Origin of the sequence: Fuerstiella sp., from assembly GCA_022447225.1 — a bacterium.
Taxonomy (GTDB): Bacteria; Planctomycetota; Planctomycetia; order Planctomycetales; family Planctomycetaceae; genus S139-18.
On record JAKVAZ010000022.1, the window covers coordinates 1 to 20901 of the forward strand.

The window sequence follows — 20901 nt, forward strand, 5'->3', positions numbered from 1 at the left end:
CGTCAGCGAGTCGGATGAATCGGATCAAAGTTCCCGCATCAATCCCGGCGAATCATTCAATCGTGTGTCGGACTGAACCGGGCCAGTCATTCACCGTGACCCGCTTCGCCGCGTAAGGAATACGGGCTTGCTTTGCGTGGTGTTGAGCGTCGAATAATGGCCAGAGTTGAGCGGATGCCGGTGGAGGACGGAAGGGGGGTGGATACTTTACTTTGCGGAGCTGCCAGATTGTGCCTGCAAACGGCAGGTGGACAAACCCGTGTGGCTGGGCTGACTTCACTCTTTCAGTATCCGGATCACCGGTGCTTCACGGTAGCTCCGTTGACTTAACTCAACACTTCAGTCAGACGGCGACACAGTTCAGAGATGGATTCTGCCTGCAGACTGGTCGGGTTGATTACCAGCACCCCCAGATGCAGTTTTGCGTGTCCCACGAAGACCGGAGGGGTTCCTTTTCGCAGGTCCTGACAAATGTCTGCTGCGGACCGTTCGCCTGAGACGGCGTCGACGTGGATTTCCAGTACAGGCCATTGTTCAGCAGTTGCCGGTTCCACGAGGTGCGTGGAAACCTTCGTGCTGGACAGTGCATCTGCAATCTGTTCAAGCCAGCGGCGATAATCCTGCAGCTGCGCGTCGTAGTCGCCGGACACAAACAGATCGAGTGCCGTTAACAGTGCCACGATTTCTTCTTTGGATACTTTCAGGCTGCGACCGATGCCGTGGCGGGGAATGCCGGTGGCGTGCGAACGAACGATCAGTTCCTGCGGTGGATCCCACAGTTCCGGATGATCGTCCATGTCGAACATTTGCTGTGCGGCGGCTGAAATAAGTTCCCGCCGACCACACAGGATTCCTGTCGACTGCGGTCCTCGTATTGCCTTGCCGCCACTGAAAGCAACGAGGTCGGCTCCGGTACCTGGAATGTCCGTCAGATTTGATCGTGGAGGCAGCTCGCCTGCCGCGTCAACCAGAACCGGCAGGCCATGGCGACGTGCTGTTGTGACCACATCTTCCAGGGACGGACACGAAGTGTCGGATCGCACATACACGATTCCTGCGGTCTGAGGTGAAATGGCGGCTTCATATTCCCAGGCCTCCGTTCGACGGACGCCGGCGCCGGCCACAATTTCATTAAACCCCACTTCAGTCAAACGAGCTCCCGCAGCCCGAATCGCGTGGTCGTATCCGCTTCGCTGCTCACGAGCAATAATCATTTCGTTGGGGAACCCGTCGCAGTGGGGCAGCTGTTCCATCCGTGCCAGGTGATTTCCCGTCAGAATTGCGGCGGTGCCCAGTGTTAGCGCGCCGGCAGCCCCGGATGTGATCAGTCCGGCTTCCGTCTTTGTCACAGCGGCAATGCGTTGTGAAGCAACCGCCTGCAACTGCTCCAGGGGTACGGTTTCCCGGGCTGCGTTTTCAAAGGCTGCGAGGACCGGTGGCGGCATCGGAGCCCCACCCAGCCGGGTCACGGATCCGCAGGCATTGATGATGGGCTCCACGCCCAGTTGTCGGTAAATACTCATTCCGTATGATTACCACCACAGCGTTGAGGATACAACTGCCGGCCGGATGCGAACACTGACTGATTGCATGTGTGGGCGGATTGAATCTTCTTGATCGTGGTTCATCGACCTGCGATTGTACAACAGTCATAAGACATGCTGTCCGTTCCTGAAAACACTAAGAACCTTTGAAGAACAGGTTGAATCGTGGCATCGAAACCTTCGTCCCCGGACTTTCTGCGCCGCAATATGTTTCTGGGGGCCGGCGCGGCAGTCGCAGGCAGTTCACTGTTTTCTGCCAACGCAGATCAGTCAGACTCGTCTGAGTCCGTTACGGACCGCACCACAACAATTCGCATCAACCAGCTGATTCCACACGTTTTTCGTGATCGGGTCTTTGTGGAGATCGGGACTAATCACGGAATCAGCGGATGGGGTGAAATCAAGGGGGTCGTCCCGTCGGTATCCTCGGCGCTGGCAACATCTATGTTTGAGCTGCTGGACGGTCAGAACCCAACACGGATTGAACATCTGTGGCAGGTGCTGTTCCGGGCTGAACGCAATCAGCGTGGCGGAGCCTTTATGGTGCACTGTATCGCAGGTATCGATATGGCTCTGTGGGATATCACCGGAAAACTTTGGGGGGTACCCGTCCATCGATTGCTTGGAGGACCCACCCGTGATCGCATCGCCGTGTATCCGGCCGCCGGAGCAATCAAACTGGGAAGTGGTCCCAAACCGCACTCGGGAAATCCGGCTGACATCAAAGCACTGGTTCAGCAGGTACGAGACACCCGGGAACGTCTGGGAGACAGTGGTACCATCATGTTTGATGCGCACTGCGCCATTCCACCCGCCATGCTGATTCAGTTTGCCAATGCCATCGAACCCTATGACGTCCTGTTTCTGGAGGAATCTGCCGTTCCCGGCAACATTGAAGTCTTTCGGAGAATTCGGGAGGCAATCAATATCCCTATGGCAGCGGGCGAACGCGACCGGACGATCTGGGGCATCCTGCCGTATTTAACAGAAGGCGTGCTGGACATCGTCCAGCCGGACTGCGGGTACACGGGCGGTATTACTCAGATGAAAAAAATTGCTGCTTTGGCAGAAGCATACACGGTACCTCTGGCGCCACACTGCACGCAGTCTTATCTGGGGATGACGGCCAGTTTTCACGTCGCAGCTTCAGTGCCCCATTTGCTGATTCATGAATCGTACGACGACCGGATGTTTGATCGATTCATACACCGGAAATGGTCGAAGCAGGATGGTTACGCCAGTATCCCCGACGGGCCAGGCCTGGGAATCACCATCGACGTGGCGGAAATGCAAAAACTGGCTGCCGATCCGTCTTACAAATACGAGTGGCGCGGTCCTCGGTATCTGCCCGACGGTTCCGTTTCCGATTATTAAACAGACGGCAGATCACAATTTTGCGCTGGGCAGCAACACGGGTCTGCGGTTTGGTTATGAACTGTCAAACCGGAAGTTTGCACTCCCTGGGCTCTGTGATCTTATTTGACGGCGGTTGTTCTTTGGCCGACCTGTGCCGTGATCCGCTGTTTCCCTTCAGGGAGTGAACTGTCGATTGGTGTGATGGATTCCACTCCTGTCAAATGCCAGAATAACGGTGCGAATCATCAGCACTTAACAACGGCGGAATACTACTATGAGGCGACGACAATTCATTCAACTTGCGGGCGCCGGTTCGATTGCTGCCGCAGGTAATTTTGCGGCCGGAGAATCAGCCGACATGACTGCACGAATTAATCAGGATCTGTTAAGAAGTCGTAACGGGAATCGATCCACCGTTGTCTGTCAGCAGGGGCTGGTGTGTGCCAGTCAGCCTTTGGCTGCTCAGGCGGGTGTCGATATCCTCAAGGCCGGCGGCAACTGCGTTGATGCAGCGATTTGCACCAATGCAATGCTGGGACTGACCGAACCGGCCAGCAACGGAATCGGGGGAGACCTGTTCGCCATCCTGTGGATTGAGAAGGACCGGCAACTGTATGGTCTGAACGCCAGCGGTCGTGCTCCCTATGACTGGAATCTTGAGGCCGCCAGGGCACTTGGACTGCGTTCAATTCCTAAATTCAGTCCGCTTAGCTGGAATGTACCGGGTTGTGTGAGCGGCTGGGGGGCGCTGAGCAGCCGATACGGAAAACTGCAGCTCTCACAGTGCCTGGAAGCATCGATTGATTACGCGACAAACGGCTTCCCGGTTTCGCCCATCATTTCAACACACTTCGAATTTGATCCAAAACAGGTCCCCGGTCTGGCTCGTGTTTATCATCCGAACGGTCAGCGCCCAAAGTATGGTGAGATTTTTCGAAACCAGTTGCTGGCCAAATCGTACCAGGCAATTGCAGAAGGAGGACCGGAAGCGTTTTATCAGGGGGAAATTGCAGAGCGAATTGTTGCCGCATCCACGGCACTTGGCGGAAAGATGAGTCTGAAGGACCTCAAAGATCACACCGCCACCTGGGTTGATCCTGTGAGCAGCAGCTATCGTGGCTGGGATGTCTGGGAAATTCCTCCCAATGGTCAGGGCATCGCAGCTCTGCAGATTTTGAACCTGCTGGAACACTTTGAGATCGATCGACTGAAACCGAATTCTGCCGAACACCTGCATCTGTTTGCCGAAGCCAAGAAGCTGGCCTTTGAAGATCGAGCCCAGTATTACGCGGATATGGAGTTCGCGGATGTCCCCGTTGAATGGTTGATCTCAAAAGACTACGCGGCGCAACGCGTGAAAATGATTGATCCGAGACGGGCACGCGACAAGGTGGCCTTCGGTGACCCTGAACTCGATTCAGACACCGTCTACCTGACAGCGGCCGACGGAAGCGGCAACATGATTTCCCTGATCCAGAGTAACTATCATGGTTTTGGTTCCGCGCTCTGCCCGGATGGTCTTGGCTTTCCCATTCAGAATCGAGGTCAGGCATTTTCGCTGGACCCCGGTCACCGCAACCGACTGGAACCTCATAAGCGTCCCTTCCACACCATCATTCCGGCGTTCATGACCCGAGACAGTCAGCCGGTGATGTCATTCGGAGTGATGGGGGGTGACTTCCAGCCTCAGGGACATTCGCAGGTCGTGATGAACATGATCGATTTTGGGATGTCACCGCAACAGGCGGGCGACCAGCCTCGGATTTCTCATTCGGGCAGTTCCAGTCCGTGGGGTGCAAAGTCGACCGATGGCGGTTCTTTGGTCTTTGAGCACGGGATTGACCCGGCCGTTAAGCAGCAACTCGCTCAAATGGGACATCGGATTCGACCTGGGGTCAGCGCCCACGGGGGATATCAGGCCATCTGGCGACTGGACGATCCACTGAGATATTTCGGTGGTTCTGATCCTCGTAAGGACGGTGCGGCAATCGGGTATTGAGTCCGGAACAGTTGAGTAACCGTGTGACGACCGGGAACGTGAGTTCCCTGGTGCTGCGCCGGATACGGAACCCGGGAGCTGACGACCCCGGTTCGTCCGCGCGCTGTTAAATAGCTGTCGTCCAGGCCAATCACAGTCGTCTACTCGGCGTTTCAGCCGATGCAGCCCGAGGTTCTCACGACCCTGGAAAATATGTGGCGTTGTGAGCTGTCCGTTTGCATCACCTGCTAAACAGTCTCTGTTGCCTGCAGCAGTCCCCGAATATACCCAAAGGCGAACAACCGGCCCAGCATGGTGTAGCCGGGCTCACCGGCATCTTCACCGTATAGCTGGGGGACGTGGTCCGGACGAATGGGGCCGGTGTAGTTGATTTCACGCAGGGCTCGGATGACGGCCGCCATGTTTGTGGGGCCGTTGTCGTGAAACGTTTCCATAAACGAATCCGCTGTTCCTTCAACGTCGCGAAAATGTACGTAGCGAATATGGCTACCCAGACGCCGAATCGCTGTCGGTATATCGACGCCCATTTCCACGAACGTCCCCATGCAAAAACAAATGGCGTTATACGGACTGGGGACCAAAGAAATCAGTCGCTCGAATCCGGCAACGGAGTTCATGATCCGTGACTTGCCGTGGAATTCCGGAAGAGGAGGATCGTCAGGATGCATGGCCAGCGTTACCTGGCATTCTTCCGCCACCGGTATCACTTCGCGCAGAAAACGTTCCAGCCAGATCCAGAGTTCGTCCGACGATATTGATGTTGTTGAAATCACCTGTTCATTGGAATTGAGCGACACCGCCTGTTCCGCATCAACCAGATCAAATGCCGTGACTTTTGCTCCACCTCTTGCTTCTGCGTCGATGCGTGTACGCACCCAGTCCGTGCCGGCCATAAAGTTGTAGCACAGAACCGGAATACCGGCTTGGCCCATGTGACGAATCAGGTCTTTGAAAGCGCGGATGTCGTTGCCGTCCTGATCGGTGCCCGTCTTGATGTTTTCAATGGGCAGGAAACCCTCAATGGCGACGACTTCCATTCCATGATCTTCAATCTTCTGTTTCGCCGCGAGCAGATCGTCAAGTCCAGGTCCGGGATATCGGATGGTAACCCCCTGGACGCCGCACTGAGCCGACAGTGCCAGGTTTTCTTCGCTCAGAGGAGTCAGGACGGTGGCAAGTTTCATAAAAAAATCTCCCGTACCACGTGTCCGCAGATGTCAGTGAATCGGTCGTGGTGAAATGTCCGTTGTTGTTGGTTCAGTCCTGGCAGATGACGTTCCGTTGTGTGCAGATCATGAAGTTGTGTGCAGATCATAACGTGTATCCTGTCGACCATGGCCCTGAATCCAAAGTCTTCTGTTCGGCCGCAGATCATCCGAGCCGTGACAGCAGGGGCAGTCGTCGACAGGCGGAAGCCGTGAAGACCGGGGTCACGAGGTCTCTGAATTTGAGCCTGTCCTGCAGCGTTTTGTTATCCGTGACTGAGTGTCGATCCTGCACGTGCTCGGTTTTCCCTGGTGGAATTGCGTTCATGTCACTGCCATGATGGTACGATCTTCCGGAAGTGTCTACGCTGAGACCCGGTTGATTCTGGATGCGCCCTGTCAACAAATCATCAGCTCTGCGACTGGATACGAAACCACTGGAAGATTATGACAGTCAATTTTTCAACCTGTTGTTTGCTGCTGGTACCCGGTACCTGGCTGCTAACGACTCAAATTGCCGAATGTGACGATCAGGAACTTCTTCGTGTGATCAGCAGGACAGGTCCGCAGGGAGTCGGGTCATCCGCCGCTCGTGCGGCCTGCGACGAACTGGCACAGCGAGATGTTGGGTTCCTGCCATCGTTGCTCACCGCAATGGATACATCCAATCCCGTTGCTGCGAACTGGTACCGCACGGTTTATCGGGAAATCGTTGCCCGCGGGTTGTCTTCATCCGGGACGCCCTGGCCAACTGCGTTTTTCAAACAGTACGTCAGCGATAGCCAACGCAGGGGAAAACCACGACGTTTAGCACTGAGCCTGGTCGACCGACTGGACCCGGATTTCCGGAATCACTGGCTGCCTTCGCGACTGACTGATCCGGAGTTCCGAACTGAGGCGATTGCCCTCGTCATCAGCGCTGGTGACCAGGCACTGGCTGACAAAGACAAGCAAACGGCAAAGGTTCGTTTTGAAGAGGCGTTTCAATATGCGCGCGATCGATCTCAGGTCACTCAGTCGGCAGAACGACTTCGGTCCATCGGTGAAACTGCTGATGTGATCAGACACCTGGGGTTGGTGACCGACTGGTGGCTCACCGGGCCTTTTGATGCTCCCGGAAAGACAGGCTTCGCATTGATGTTCGAACCGGAAAACGGGATTGATCTGAACAGCGAATATCACGGTCAGAATAAGGCAACGTTCGGCTGGACCCGGCATCGGACAACGGATGCGCTGGGACAGCTCAATCTGGTGGACGCTCTGGGAAAGACAGACGAAGCGGTTGCTTATGCCTGGACGGAAATCTTTGTGGAACGTGGGCAGAAAGCGGAATTGCGCTGCAGTGCAGATGACTGTTGTCTGGTTTGGCTGAACGAGGAAATCGTTTCGCCTTATGAACAGTGGCTCAATGGCACCCGGTTCGACCGGTTTGCTGATGCTGTCACGCTGGTGACCGGTCGGAACACGATTCTGGTCAAAGTCTGTCAGGGACCACAACACAGAAATCCTGAGGTCTTCAACAACTGGTCTCTGCAGTTGCGACTTTGTGATGACGAGGGTCGCGGCATTTCATTTCAAAACGCCTTAGCTGACATTCCGGCTGAATAGAAACAGCTGATCCGGGAGATATGGCGGTTTACAGAAACCGTCAGACCCCGTCTTCTGTTTGTGAATTGTTTGATTAACGGATTCGGGGCCGATTCCAAAGTGAATGAATTAATGAGCAAACAATTTTCGAAATCCTGCGGCAGACGGTACTCAGCACTGGCACTTGTCGTGTGTTTTGTTTCGCCTTGTTTTGCAGGCAACTGGCCTGGGTGGCGTGGTCCTGCCCGGAATGGTGTTACGGATGATTCCGGTGTTCCCGTGACGTGGTCGTCTACTGAAAATGTTCGCTGGAAGGCAGTATTGCCGGGGGCCGGGATTTCGAATCCTGTTGTCTGGCAGGATCGGGTCATTGTCACAGCCTCGGAAGGAAAGGATCAAAGCGAATTGCACGTCATTTGCTTTGATCGAGGAACAGGAACAGAGCAGTGGCATCATCGGTTATGGGGCACCTCACCGACTTTGTTTTATCCGCGGAGCGGGATGGCAAGTCCGACGCCTGTGACCGACGGGGAGCATGTGTTCGCGTTCTTTGGTACCGGGGATGTGTTCTGTTTCGATATGGATGGCCGGCTGCTGTGGCAGCGGGCTCTGGCAGATGAATATGGTCGATTTCAAAACAGATTTGCTGCTTCAAGTTCACCACTGCTGCTGGAGGATAAACTCATTCTGCAGTGTGACCACTACGGTGATTCGTATTTGATTGCCCTGAATCTGCACTCCGGCGCCAATTTGTGGAAATCCGATCGACCGCAGGCGTGGCACTCGTGGTCGTCCCCGCAGATTGTCATGGCCAAAGATCAGTATGAGCTTGTTTTGTCGGGATCGATGAAGCTGGACGCCTATGACCCGAATTCCGGCGAGTCGTTGTGGACGGTTCGCGGACTGGCACAGGAATGCATTCCGACACCGGTTTTTAGTCAGGGTCTGTTGTATGCAGTGAGCGGACCAAACGGCCATCATTTTGCCGTGCGACCTGGTGGCCGGGGCGACGTAACGGAATCACACGTTGAGTGGAAACACAATCGAGGTACATCATTCGTTCCGTCAGCAATTATTATCGACAATCGCTATTACCTTGCAGACGACAAAGGCCTTGCCAGATGCTGGGAAATTCCATCGGGAAAGATCCTTTGGCGGAAACGCTTCCGAGGCAAGCACACTGCTTCACCGGTCGCTGCAGACGGCAAACTGTTCTTCGTCAGTGAACAGGGCAGCACTCTGGTGCTCGACGCAACCGGAAGTGACTATGTTGAACTTGCTCGTAACGAAGTTGATGAAGAAGTCCTCAGTTCACCTGCGATTTCTGAAGGCTGCTTCTTCCTTCGCACGACCAAACATCTGTTTTGCATTGGCGAAAATGCTCAGCAGCCACAGCAGACAGATTGACCTGACCGGAGTTTTCCTGGAAACCATCAGATTGTCACCGGCCTGAGAGTCTCTGACGAGCCACCGGGGCTGCACAGACAGAAAGCGTCCGGCTGACTGAGAAGCGGGTACCCTGTAACGCGACTGAAATTGACGACAGCCGTTTTGATGTCTGTTGGCGACAGACAGGCCGTCTCTGTAGAATTGGTGAGACCTTTCTGTCCCGTTGATTAACTCGATACGTGCCTGATGCTGCAAGCGGTTTGGAATATTCTGCTCGAATTGAGCCCATGGTTGTTGTTGGGAGCGATTGTTGCAGGACTCATGCATCTGCTGATACCGACCGGCGGGCTCAAACGACTCCTGCGGGGCCGCCGCGGAGTTTTTGCGTCGGTCCTGGTTGGAATTCCTTTGCCACTGTGTTCCTGCAGTGTTATTCCGGTGGGGATCGGTCTGCGTAAGGAAGGTGTCAGTTCCGGGGCTGCTTTAGGTTTTCTGATCAGTACGCCTCAGACCGGAGTCGATTCGGTCCTTGTGAGCGGGTCGTTTCTCGGATGGCCGTTTGCCGTGTTTAAAGTTTGTACTGCGCTGGTTACGGGAATGATCGGCGGTGTACTGACCCAGTTGACCGACAGCGGCAATGATACAGAACAGGTCTCGGAGTCCCCGAAAACTGACACACACGGGACACAGTCACTGACGCACCGCAGCAGGAGTGCCTTTCTGCATAGTGTCGAGCTGATTCGTTCGATTTGGCGATGGCTGGTGGTCGGGATTCTGGTGTCAGCATTGATTTCATGGCTGGTTCCGCATGATCAGCTGAGTGGTGTTGCGGGTACGACCGGCATCGTAGCCATGCTGTTGACGCTGCTGATTTCGTTGCCACTGTATGTTTGTGCCACCGCTTCTGTACCGATTGCTGCTGCACTGGTGGACAGTGGTTTGCCGCCGGGGGCAGCAATGGTGTTTCTGATGGCAGGACCTGCCACGAATCTGGCAACACTGGGAACTGTGTATCGGACCTTCGGCACCAGGACCACATGCGTGTATCTGGGCACTATGACGGGTGGAAGCATTCTGGCTGGTTTGTTGTTTGATTCCGTGCTGTCGGTGCACACGGTCAGCAGTTCAGCCGGCCACGATCACGCCAATTGGTTTTCTATCGTTTGTTCGATTCTCATTCTTGTGATGATCGCCTGGTTCGCAGTTGAGGACCTGTGGCGGATGGTTCGGTATGTACCCGCATCAGGCAGCTTAACCTATCGAATCACAGGGATGACCTGTGAAAATTGTGCGACGGGACTTGAGCGAGAGATCAGGAATCTTGCCGGCGTTGACGGTGTGACGGTAAGGTTTTCCACGGAAGAAGCACGAATCAGTGGCAGACCCGAACCCGACGATATACTACAAATCGTCGCCCAAAAAGGCTTTACAGCAACAGTAATCCCGCAGGAGGCCGAAGCGTCTGGCACACGCTGAAATTTCTCCGTAACCGAAGGCAGAAATCAAACATAAACCGTCTGACCGGAACCATCTGTTTGATTTGCGTTTGCGCGTCGACTGGCCGAAGTTTCTTTGGAGGATTCTGAAAGAACAACTCAACACATAATCCGGGGAGACGACGTCCAGCTCATGCCGGAGTGAAAATATTGCGTGCGTCATCTGCACTCATACACAAAGCAAACTGTTGGTGTCCGGTACACCCCTTGAGTAGCGGCCTCCAATGCAGGTTACCGGAACTACTTGTAGCGTTCGGGGTCGTACCCGGCCTCGCGACGCTTGGCGTTCAGCCATTTCCTGAGCCGATTTCGCTGGGTGGTGTAATCCGGATCATTGGCGAGATTCGTGAACTCTCCGGGATCATTCTTTCTGTTGAATAATTCCTGGCCCTTGCTTCCGAATCCCCAGTGGGTGTATCGCCATTCTCGCGTCCGAATCGATTCCCCTCCCCTGCGACTGATGGTGAATGCAACATCCTTGGTCCACGTATTTGCTGCAGGATTACGGAGCAATGCTGTCAAACTATGACCGTGGAGACCGGCGGGCGGGGTCAGTCCCGCGAGTTCGGCCATGGTTGGATAGACATCGATCAATTCCGTGATGTGTTCGGTTGCCTGACCATGAGCGTTCGTCAGCCAGGGCACACTCAGAATAAACGGCACCCGGGTAGCTTCCTCGAACAGGTGTTGCTTTTGAAACTTGTTGTGATGCCCCAGCAGATAACCGTGATCGCTGGAGAAAACTACAATGGTGTTCTCGCGCAGCCCGAGTTCATCAAGGGCTTTCAGCACGCGTCCGACCTGAGCGTCCATGTATGACACACTCGCATAGTAGGCTTCCAGCAGGCCCCTGTGCAGTTCCGGGGTGACACCATAACGGGAGTTAGCTTTGTACTCGCGAATCACTTTCGGGACGTCATCCAGGTCTCCGTCGGGAACAGCGGGAGCAATCATGGCATCGCGATCATAAAGTTCGAAATATGCTGAAGGAGCAACCAGTGGAACGTGCGGACGCACAAAGCCGCATCCGAGAAAGAAAGGTCGATTCCGATTGCGCTTCAGGAATGCAATAGCTGCATCTGCTGCCATCCCGTCGGCGTGCTCGAGATCGCCGGTTGATGCTTCCACTCCGGTGAAGGTTTGAGACCCTGTGTCTTTGGGAGACCATTCTGTTCGAATGCCTGGTGCATTCTGTTCCAGCGCCTGAATGTTGACCGTTTCGTCCCAGGATAACGGGTCGTCATGATCTGCCGTCCCTTCGAGGATCTCGAAAGGAATACGCATGTGGAATATCTTGCTGACGCGGCCGGCGTGGTAGCCGTTGTTACGGAAGAGCTGAGACAGAGTCACGACGTCCGGGATGTTGTTTCGAAGGTTACCACGATTACCAAGCATCCCGTTGGTATAGGGGTACAGTCCGGTCATCAGCGAAGCACGAGAGGCTCCGCAGACCGGATACTGGCAATGCATGTTTTCGAAGCGGACCCCCCTTTTGGCGAGTTCATCGAGGTGAGGCGTTTTGCACTGGGGATGTCCGAAACCACTCAGCGACGTATTCAAATCATCTGACATCAGCAGCAGAATATTGGGTTTGCGATCTTTGCCGTACGATGGCAGGCCAAATGTGACCGCAGCAAGGAACAGAGCGAGCAGGGACTTCAGTACCACGGTCTTTTCATCCTGTTGTTTTTAAACGGTGGAACTCGGGACCATCTATCCGGCGATACAGTCAGTGTAACCTGTGAAATGATGAGTTTGGTCTTTCATCCACGGGGGCCGAGCGTTTTCAGTGATCTTCGCACCCAGATCCCCTAAGCATTTCCGGAGTCAGGGTCCCGTACGTCGTCCGGAACGCAGATTTTGGACCGGTGAATCGGTCGCTTGCCTCCGTACCGTGGACGGAGTTGAAGACCATGCTGATTCTTTGCCGGACCTATGCATGCCGTGTACATATGTTTAACTGAAAACCTCTTAATCAGAGACGCATCGCACCTCGAAACGGACCCCGCACTGATCGTTTAGCCGGATCACAGAAGTCCGGAACAATCTGGTGTCCATAGGGCGGGAGTGCCTCAGGTCCTCAACGGATCCGGATATGGACCGGCGTCGGACCGGATTCCGTGAATATTGAATTTGATGTCCTGTGTTTTTGTACTGGTAAACATAGAAATCGGAACCCTGGGGTCAGGGAGAGAAAAGCATCATCAGGACATATAAGTGTCAAATGTTTCCCCTGCCTGGGAAATTGAGCCGTCCGGAAGTCATCAGGTCGGTAAATCAACGGGGACAACGCCTCTGACACAGTAATCACTCAAGGATTATCAGACTCTGGTTTGTCTGGGCTGTTTCTCGGGCGTACACTGTCCAACTTCTCTCGGACTGGGCCGACAGGATTGTCGGGAGTGTTTTCCACAGTTCAGACACGAAAAATCCGGGCTGCCGGGACACGCTGACTCAGATTTCCGTCCTGAGGCGACGTTCCGGAACAACACTCCCAATTTTTTCCTGCTGCTGCCAGTTCGCGATTTTCCTTTGTTTTCGCGAAATCGATGCGATGAGACACGTGCTTTCTGCACTCGTGATGAATCAGCCTGGTGTGTTGGCTCAGATTTCCGGAATGCTGGCATCACGAGCATTCAACATCGACAGTCTGGCTGTCGGAGCGACTGAGAATGCCGAATTCTCGCGTATCACTTTCGTGGTCAACGGCAACGAAAAGGTACTCGACCAGGTTCGCAAACAGCTGGAAAAGCTAATTACAGTGGTTAAGGTCCAGGATTATCTTGGTGAGGATTTCGTTGAGCGGGATCTGATGCTGATCAAAGTGTCCACATCAGGTAAACGGCTCAGTGAAGTTCGTGAACTGACCGAAATCTTCCGCGGACGAATTGTGGATGTGGGCGCAGAACATGTGTTGATTGAGGTTTCGGGCCGGGAAAGCAAAATCGAAGCCTTCATCGAACGAATGCGACAATTTGGAATTCTCGAAATGGTGCGAACCGGTCGGGTGGCGGTGCTGCGTGAAGATACCATCACACAGGATCTGCCGCCGGAAGTCGTTCCAGGGGATGGGTAGTCCGGTTTGATGAATTACGGCGGAAACGGTGAAGTGTTTTTTATTTTCTGATGGTTGGCCTTTGAAAGACACCTGTGGTGTAGGTCCCCGTTCTAATTCTTGGGGTTGAGTGGATCATGGCCCCTTTCACTGCTGACACACAAGTAATCAAAATTTAGCGATTTCATTTCTATTCACTGGCGAGTTACATTGCCAAACGAACCGTCATTACAACAGGAAAAGAGACGATGGCTGCAAAAGTTTACTACGACGACGACGCTGATCTGAGTCTGCTCAAAGATAAGACAATCGCAATCCTGGGCTACGGCAGCCAGGGACATGCTCAGGCTCAGAACCTTCGGGACAGTGGCTGTAATGTTGTTGTTGGTCAACGCCCAGGCAGTGCGAATTTTGATCTGGCCGTGAGTCATGGCTTTGAGCCCATGTCTGCTGCGGATGCTTCCGCCGCCGGTGATCTGGTGAATATTCTTCTGCCTGATGAAGTTCAGGGGGACATCTACAAAAATGATATAAAGCCGAACCTGCAGCCGGGTAACATTCTGATGTGCAGTCACGGTTTCAATATTCATTTTGGTCAGGTGGTACCACCTGAAGGCGTTGACGCCGCCCTGGTCGCTCCCAAGGGGCCTGGGCACCTTGTTCGTGCCGAATATGAACGAGGTGGCGGTGTTCCCAGTCTTATCGCTCTCAGCGACGGTGCTTCTGAGTCCACCCGCCAGTTATCCCTGGCCTATTCCAAAGGAATTGGTGGTACTCGTGGAGGTGTCATCGAAACAACATTTGCTGAAGAAACCGAGACCGATCTTTTCGGCGAGCAGGTGGTTCTGTGCGGCGGTGTGAGCGAGCTGGTGAAAGCCGGATTCGACACACTGGTGGAGGCCGGTTACCAGCCCGAAATGGCTTACTTTGAATGCATGCACGAACTCAAACTGATTGTCGACCTGTTTTATCAGGGCGGACTCAACTACATGCGGTACAGTGTTTCGAACACCGCTGAATATGGCGACTATTCCAGTGGTAAACGAATTGTCACTGAGGAAACACGTGCGGAGATGAAGAAAATTCTGGCGGAAATTCAGTCAGGCACGTTTGCTCGCAACTGGCTGCTGGAAAACAAAGCCGGCCAGCCGGAATTCTTTGCTACACGTCGTCGGGAACGAATGCACGAAGTGGAAGATGTTGGACGACAGTTGCGCCGTATGATGAGCTGGATTGATTCCAAGGAAGTCTGACAGCCAACACGCCTGAAGGTTCAGCGACAGTGACCAGAATTCCATCGGCTCTTTGCGCAGGTTGACTCCGCGGAGACGGCCGAGGGGGTTGACAGATCCGTGGTTCTCCGGGCAGTTCAGTAACCGCGGCGACAGGGGCAGAGTCTTTCGACAGACGGAAAACGTTGCCAGCTATCAGTTGATGACGGGTTTTATTGCGAGCTGTTTGCGGTCAGCGATCGGTTTGTTGAACGACCGAGTCGGTAGTTCGCATGAATCGGGGCGTTATCTGTCGTATAGAGCTTCCTGGCCCCGGACCTCCGGGTTGACGTTGCCATTGGCGAAGACTGTCTGACCCATCACCCAGGTTCGGACGGGCTGGCCTGTGAGTGTTACTCCATTCCAGGGGCTCCAGCCACATTTGGTGAGTTGTTCTTCGTTTCGGATCGTATGCTGTTTTTGCATATCCACCAGGACGATATCTGCGTCGAATCCCTGCTGGATCCGCCCCTTGTTGCGAATGTTCCAGACTGCGGCGGGTGATTCACACATCCAGCGAACGACCTGTTCCAGAGTGCATCGATTCTGATTAACTGCATTCAGCATCAATGCGAGTGAGTTTTCGACAGCCGGCAGTCCGGACGGAGACTGAGGATAGGGTTTGCTCTTTTCTTGAAGCGTGTGAGGCGCATGATCAGTGGCGATCACATTGATAATCCCGGCTCGCAGCGCATCCCACAGTGCAGCACAATCGTCCGCCGTCTTGATCGACGGGTTCATTTGAACCAGTGACCCCAGTCGTTCGTAATCGTCAATATCAAACAGCAGATGATGAGGGCATGCTTCGGCGGTGATCAGATCACTGGTCGTATTAAGAAATTCGGCTTCCTGAGCTGTCGAGACATGCAGCACATGAAAACGGTGCTGATGGCGATCGGCCAGATCAACCGCACGTTTGGTGGCAACCAGTGCTGCCTTGTGGTCCCGGATCCGGCTGTGGTCGGCAAGTTTCGGATTACTGCCGATGCGTTCCGTGTTGGCTCGGATTGTCGTTTCATCTTCGCAGTGTGCACAAACGGGGAGTTGCGTTTCCGCGAAAATTCGTTCCAGGGCCTCCTGTTGATCAACCAGCAGGTTACCGGTACTGGAACCGATAAAAATCTTAATTCCCGGAGTTCGCGATGCCTGCTGAAGGACTTCGACGTTGTCAACGGTTGCTCCCACGTAGAAGCCGTAGTTCACCACACACTTTGTGGAAGCGAGCTCAAGTTTGGCGTCAAGTGCCTCCAGAGTGATGGTGGCAGGATTAGTGTTTGGCATCTCCAAAAACGTTGTGATACCGCCCTTTGCACAGGCCTGACTGCCGGTAGAAAGATCTTCCTTATGGGTCGATCCGGGGTCACGAAAGTGAACCTGATCGTCGATGACACCAGGGATCAGGTGTAACCCGGTTGCGTTCACAATCTCATCAGCACCGGGAATACTGCCGGGTTCAGCAACCCGGGTAATCCGTTCGTCGTCAATAAGAACATCAGCACCGGAAATACTTTGCGGCTGAACAACTGTTGCGTTTTGGATGAGAGTTGTGGACATAGAACTTCCGAGACTGTTTGGCGTGGGTTCGCGAAATATGCTTCGACTGGGCACAGGTACTACAGGAGGGAACTCAACCCGCAGGCGTGTTTGGCGCGGTCGGTGACTTCCCGGGCTCTGGCCCGGGCGGTCGCAGCACCCGACTTCAGAATATCTTTCACATCGTCGGGCCGTTTTTTCAGATCGTCACGGCGTTCAAATGCCGGACCGAAATAATCCATCGCTGACTTGTATAGCAGCCCTTTGGCGTCTCCGTATCCCATGCCACCCTGCCGGTAACGGTCAGCGAGGTTGGATTGTTCTTCGGGGGACGCGAACAGCCGATACAGATCAAAAACAGAGCAGTTGTCCGGATTCTTGGGATCTTCAACAGGAGTGGAGTCGGTTGGAATACGATTGATCAGCTTCTTCAGCCGTTTGGGAGTTTCGAAGATCGGAATTGTGTTGTTGTAACTTTTCGACATCTTTTCGCCGTCTGTTCCGGGGACCCGCGCGGAAGAATCAAGTACCTCAGGTTTTGGCAGGACGAACGTTTCTCCGTAGAGAGAGTTGAAACGTCTAGCAATATCACGGGTGACTTCGAGATGCTGGATTTGGTCGGCACCTACAGGTACAACTTCGCTGTCGTAGATCAGTATGTCTGACGCCATTAACACAGGATAGGTGAACAGTCCTGCGTCTGCTGCGATTCCTCGTTCCTTCTTGTCCTTATAGGACACGCATTTTTCCAGCAGATGCATCTGGGTAATCGTCAGTAACAACCACGTCAATTCGGTGACTTCGGGTACATCCGACTGGCGGAAAAGTGTTGCCTGTTCCGGATCAAGACCCAGCGCCAGCAGATCTAGGGCGGCATCAGTCGTGTTTTGAACCAGGGTGGCGGAATCCCGAATTGTTGTGAGTGCATGCAGATCGGCGATGAAGTAGAACGACTGCTCATTTCCCTGTAGCGCGATGTACTGCTGGATTGCTCCAAAGTAATTGCCCCAGTGAGGTAATCCCGTTGGCTGAATGCCGGAAAGAACTTTCATGACTTTGAAGAGTTTCCTGACAGGCAGACGCGTTTGTATCTTCGCCTGACGATAGCGTAAATAAACCAGGGAAAATCACTCCCCCTTCTGACTCCAAGAATAACACAGTCAACATTTCATGTCTTCACAGCTCGCCGTTTGTGATTTCCCATGCAAAACTGGCACAGTATGGGCTGATCGGCGAAAATTCAGAATATTGACCTGTGACGTTGTCACGTTTTCGAATGACGTGTTTGCCATACATGTCTCCTGGAGTCGTCATCGCTTGTTCGGTACGAATGCTGGATCCGCTGAATCAAAAGACAAAATGATCAAAGGACTTCTGACGGCCGCAGCACGACGATCTTAGTCCTGTCGCTCTCCTAAAGGGTTGATTGATGCTGAACTGGCTGCAGTTGTTTCGAATTCCCACAGTGTTTACGGCCATGGCCGACGTATTGTGTGGATACTTTCTTGCCGCTACATACGATTCGGCAGCTGGACCCGACGTGCTGGTTCTGGCGTGTCTGCTGTTTAGCAGTGCCGGACTGTATCTCGGTGGAATGGTTCTTAATGATGTCTTTGACGCAAAACTGGATGCGGTTGAACGACCCGAGCGACCCGTCCCGAGCGGACGGATTTCTCTGTCGAGCGCGGCATTTGTCGGCACAATGCTTATCCTGGCCGGTCTGCTTGCCTCTGTGAGTGCCTGGTTGGCCGCCGGTCGGGAGGGACAGAGTCTGAATGTTGCGTGTCTGATTGCCGCTGCAGTTTTGTTGTATGATGCTGTTCTGAAATCCACCTGGGCCGGCCCCGTCAGTATGGCAGGCTGTCGATTTCTAAATCTGTCACTGGGGGCCAGTACTGTCGTGAGTGATGTCGGTACAGCGACGGCATGGGAGCTTCCGGTCCTGGGAGTATCGACAGGTTTGGCTGTATACATCATTGGTGTGACCTGGTTCGCCCGAAACGAGGCCGGCAATGCGTCGCGATTCGGGTTGATTGCGGGTCTCATCGTGGCTGCGGCAGGGGTCTGTCTGAGTGCCGCTGCGATTCTGCCGACTCAGCAGGATGCAACCACGGCATGGGTTGCTCTGCTGCAGTTCACAATCATTGTCGGAGTGACGGTTGCACGAGGCGTTTCTGCAATCCGGGACGGACAATCATCGGTGCTGCAAAGAACTGTGGGCAGGATGCTGCTTTGGATTATTGTTCTGGATGCGGTCGTGGTGTTTGCATCGACGGGCAGCGTCCTGCTCGAAGTGATCATTTTGCTGCTGGTCATACCTGCTGTTGTGCTCCGCAGATGGATACCGATGTCCTGAATCATCCGTGACGCTGATGATCGGATACAAACCACCATTATGCGCAGTTCACTCGGCACATCTGCCGAATTCATCGGGCTTACCAGGGACCACAGCACCAGGACGTTTGTCTGAATTTGGTCAGAGCGAGATTGCTGCTGACGATTAATGAGTTCCCGGTCCGATTATCACTGCTCCCGGGGGGGGCAGTGCAACCAACAGTGTGGCCGGTAGACTTTACGGAACCTCCAGATGATTCGTTCATCACGGACGATACCTGCAAGTCACGATGACTGACTTCGATGTCCGGAATACTGTGAGCAGCTGCAGAACGTCTGGCTGAATGCCGGCAATCAGATTCGTTCACAGAAAACTGTCTGATTGCGGGCATCCGATGTGGTGACATCACCGATTAATCTGTCAGGTCACCGGAACTCACTGACTGGACTGCAGAGACAATCTGTCCGCCGGCAACACGTGTGTTCAGCAGCTGTCCGTCATGCAGGTCGTCGATTGAGCTGATCAGGTGACCGTCGATGTCGGTTGTCAGTGAATAGCCGCGTGCAAGCACCTTGAGAGGGCTAAGGGCATCCAGTGATGCTGCAGTTGCTGCAAGTTGCTGATGACATCGCTCAATACGCAGCTCAATTGCCCTCTGAGCGCGTTCTGTGAGTTCATTGAGACGGTGACGACGATCGTCAATCAGTGTCATAGGCTTTCGGAAAACAGATCGAGCCCGGATTGCTGCCAACTGAAGGCGGTGCCGTTCAAGGCGCCCTGAAACACTGCGATCCAAACGCTGTGCCAGCTGAGAAATCTGTTGCCGTATTTCGTTCTGCGACGGTACGACCAGTTCCCCTGCTTCGCTCGGTGTCAGCGCCCTGCGGTCGGCGACCAGATCGGCTATCGAGACGTCCGTTTCATGTCCGACAGCAGAAACAACCGGAACAAAACAATTGGCGATCGCTCGAGCGACGACTTCTTCGTTGAATGCCCACAGGTCCTCCAGACTCCCCCCGCCTCGACCTGTAATGACCACATCCACGTCGGGAATACGTTTGACACCATTCAGTGCACTCGCAATTTGATCTGCGGCACCGGGGCCCTGCACGGGCACCGGCAGGATCACAATCTGCGCAGCAGGCCAGCGGCGCAGAATGACCTGAATCATGTCTCGCACGGCTGCACCGGCAGGGCTGGTGATTAGCGCGATTCGTCGCGGAAATTCTGGTAATGTTCGCTTACGTCCTTCGTCAAACAGACCGTCTGCTGCCAGTTTTTCTTTGAGCTGCCGGAACGCCAGTTCGAGTTCTCCGAATCCCTGGGGGGTCAGACGATTGATAATGAACTGACAGTTTCCTCGGGCGACGTAAACCTGCAGACCTCCGGTGGCCAAAACCTGGAGTCCGTCTTTGGGTTCAAACTTCAAGCGTGAAGCGGTGCTTCGCCAAATGACGCCGCGAATTTCGGCACCGTCGTCCTTGAGCGTCAGGTACCAGTGTCCGGCGGGTGACTTTCGGCAATTTGAGACTTCCGCTTCGACACAGCACGGCGGGAGTGCTGTTTCCACAACTTCTTTATAGGCAGAAACCAGTTCTGTCACACTGACAATTGGCAGGTCGCTCACGGTTTCGTTCCTCGTTGTCGCAGTTGAGTATTAATCATTTTTACGACCAGAGAGAATTACGTTGTAATCATAGACAGACCCCTGTTCACGTCGGTGCCGATGGTCTCAGCCGGCAGCGTCACCATATGCGATCCCCGTGACCGGCCGCTGAACGACCGGATGTTGGTCTGTGAGGATTTTGATGAAAATAATGTTGTCGATGCCCGGCACGGTTTCCATCAGAGTTAGTGCGAGCAGGGCAGCGATCGCATCCATAAATCATTCTTTCAGGTGTCATCAACAGATGCTGAAGCCACCGGTTTAACACCAGTTCGGCAGGTATTGTCCACCACTTAAGACCGAATGCGGCTGTACGGTCATCACTCAGAGGCACGGCGTTTAACGACTCGACGGCGGAACGGGCGAGCCGGTTGCACGGAATCTTCCGGAAGCAGCGAATTTGAGTCAAGCAGGTTCAGGAACATCGAATTCAGTGCCTGTTGAGGCTGTGCCGGATCACCTGAT

General features: G+C 54.0%; 15 protein-coding genes. 8 read left to right on the top strand and 7 right to left on the bottom strand.

Annotated elements, in window-relative coordinates; translation table 11 throughout:
* Positions 1-326: 326 nt before the first annotated feature.
* Positions 327-1523, bottom strand: a complete 1197-nt coding sequence (locus MK110_19245; protein ID MCH2213443.1) for an aminotransferase class V-fold PLP-dependent enzyme — start codon at positions 1521-1523, stop codon at positions 327-329.
* A gap of 186 nt (positions 1524-1709) precedes the next feature.
* On the opposite strand from MK110_19245, the gene MK110_19250 reads away from it, so the two are divergent.
* A complete protein-coding gene (locus MK110_19250) occupies positions 1710-2918 on the top strand; it encodes a mandelate racemase/muconate lactonizing enzyme family protein (protein MCH2213444.1) in 1209 nt (402 codons plus the stop codon).
* Between the two features lie 256 nt (positions 2919-3174).
* Complete coding sequence (ggt, locus tag MK110_19255) at positions 3175-4899, top strand: gamma-glutamyltransferase (protein ID MCH2213445.1); 1725 nt, start codon at positions 3175-3177, stop codon at positions 4897-4899.
* 227 nt (positions 4900-5126) lie between these two features.
* Here ggt and MK110_19260 read toward each other — a convergent pair whose 3' ends face one another.
* Positions 5127-6083, bottom strand: a complete 957-nt coding sequence (locus tag MK110_19260; protein ID MCH2213446.1) for a mannonate dehydratase — start codon at positions 6081-6083, stop codon at positions 5127-5129.
* 468 nt (positions 6084-6551) lie between these two features.
* Here MK110_19260 and MK110_19265 point away from each other — a divergent pair, with 468 nt between their 5' ends.
* From MK110_19265 to MK110_19275, 3 genes are all read left to right on the top strand, one after another.
* Complete coding sequence (locus MK110_19265; GenBank protein MCH2213447.1) at positions 6552-7712, top strand: hypothetical protein; 1161 nt, start codon at positions 6552-6554, stop codon at positions 7710-7712.
* 111 nt (positions 7713-7823) lie between these two features.
* Complete coding sequence (locus MK110_19270; GenBank protein ID MCH2213448.1) at positions 7824-9098, top strand: PQQ-binding-like beta-propeller repeat protein; 1275 nt, start codon at positions 7824-7826, stop codon at positions 9096-9098.
* A 228-nt stretch (positions 9099-9326) separates the two neighbouring features.
* Complete coding sequence (locus MK110_19275; protein ID MCH2213449.1) at positions 9327-10556, top strand: permease; 1230 nt, start codon at positions 9327-9329, stop codon at positions 10554-10556.
* A 260-nt stretch (positions 10557-10816) separates the two neighbouring features.
* Here MK110_19275 and MK110_19280 read toward each other — a convergent pair whose 3' ends face one another.
* The gene (locus MK110_19280; protein MCH2213450.1) at positions 10817-12244 is read right to left on the bottom strand and encodes a sulfatase; all 1428 of its coding nucleotides are present in this window, start codon (positions 12242-12244) and stop codon (positions 10817-10819) included.
* Between the two features lie 886 nt (positions 12245-13130).
* On the opposite strand from MK110_19280, the gene ilvN reads away from it, so the two are divergent.
* On the top strand, positions 13131-13652 hold the full coding sequence (gene ilvN / locus MK110_19285) for an acetolactate synthase small subunit (GenBank protein ID MCH2213451.1): 522 nt from the start codon (positions 13131-13133) through the stop codon (positions 13650-13652).
* Between the two features lie 227 nt (positions 13653-13879).
* Complete coding sequence (gene ilvC / locus MK110_19290; GenBank protein ID MCH2213452.1) at positions 13880-14884, top strand: ketol-acid reductoisomerase; 1005 nt, start codon at positions 13880-13882, stop codon at positions 14882-14884.
* A gap of 264 nt (positions 14885-15148) precedes the next feature.
* Here ilvC and MK110_19295 read toward each other — a convergent pair whose 3' ends face one another.
* Both MK110_19295 and trpS read right to left on the bottom strand, forming a co-directional pair.
* Complete coding sequence (locus tag MK110_19295) at positions 15149-16456, bottom strand: dihydroorotase (protein MCH2213453.1); 1308 nt, start codon at positions 16454-16456, stop codon at positions 15149-15151.
* A gap of 59 nt (positions 16457-16515) precedes the next feature.
* A complete protein-coding gene (gene trpS / locus MK110_19300) occupies positions 16516-17487 on the bottom strand; it encodes a tryptophan--tRNA ligase (protein ID MCH2213454.1) in 972 nt (323 codons plus the stop codon).
* Positions 17488-17864: 377 nt separating this feature from the next.
* Here trpS and MK110_19305 point away from each other — a divergent pair, with 377 nt between their 5' ends.
* Complete coding sequence (locus tag MK110_19305) at positions 17865-18791, top strand: UbiA family prenyltransferase (GenBank protein ID MCH2213455.1); 927 nt, start codon at positions 17865-17867, stop codon at positions 18789-18791.
* A gap of 391 nt (positions 18792-19182) precedes the next feature.
* On the opposite strand, the gene xseA is transcribed toward MK110_19305, so the two are convergent.
* Together xseA and MK110_19315 are read right to left on the bottom strand one after the other, a co-directional pair.
* Positions 19183-20397 (bottom strand): exodeoxyribonuclease VII large subunit, encoded by a 1215-nt coding sequence (gene xseA / locus MK110_19310; protein MCH2213456.1) that lies wholly within the window; start codon positions 20395-20397, stop codon positions 19183-19185.
* A gap of 105 nt (positions 20398-20502) precedes the next feature.
* Positions 20503-20652 (bottom strand): hypothetical protein, encoded by a 150-nt coding sequence (locus MK110_19315; protein MCH2213457.1) that lies wholly within the window; start codon positions 20650-20652, stop codon positions 20503-20505.
* Positions 20653-20901 lie beyond the last annotated feature (249 nt).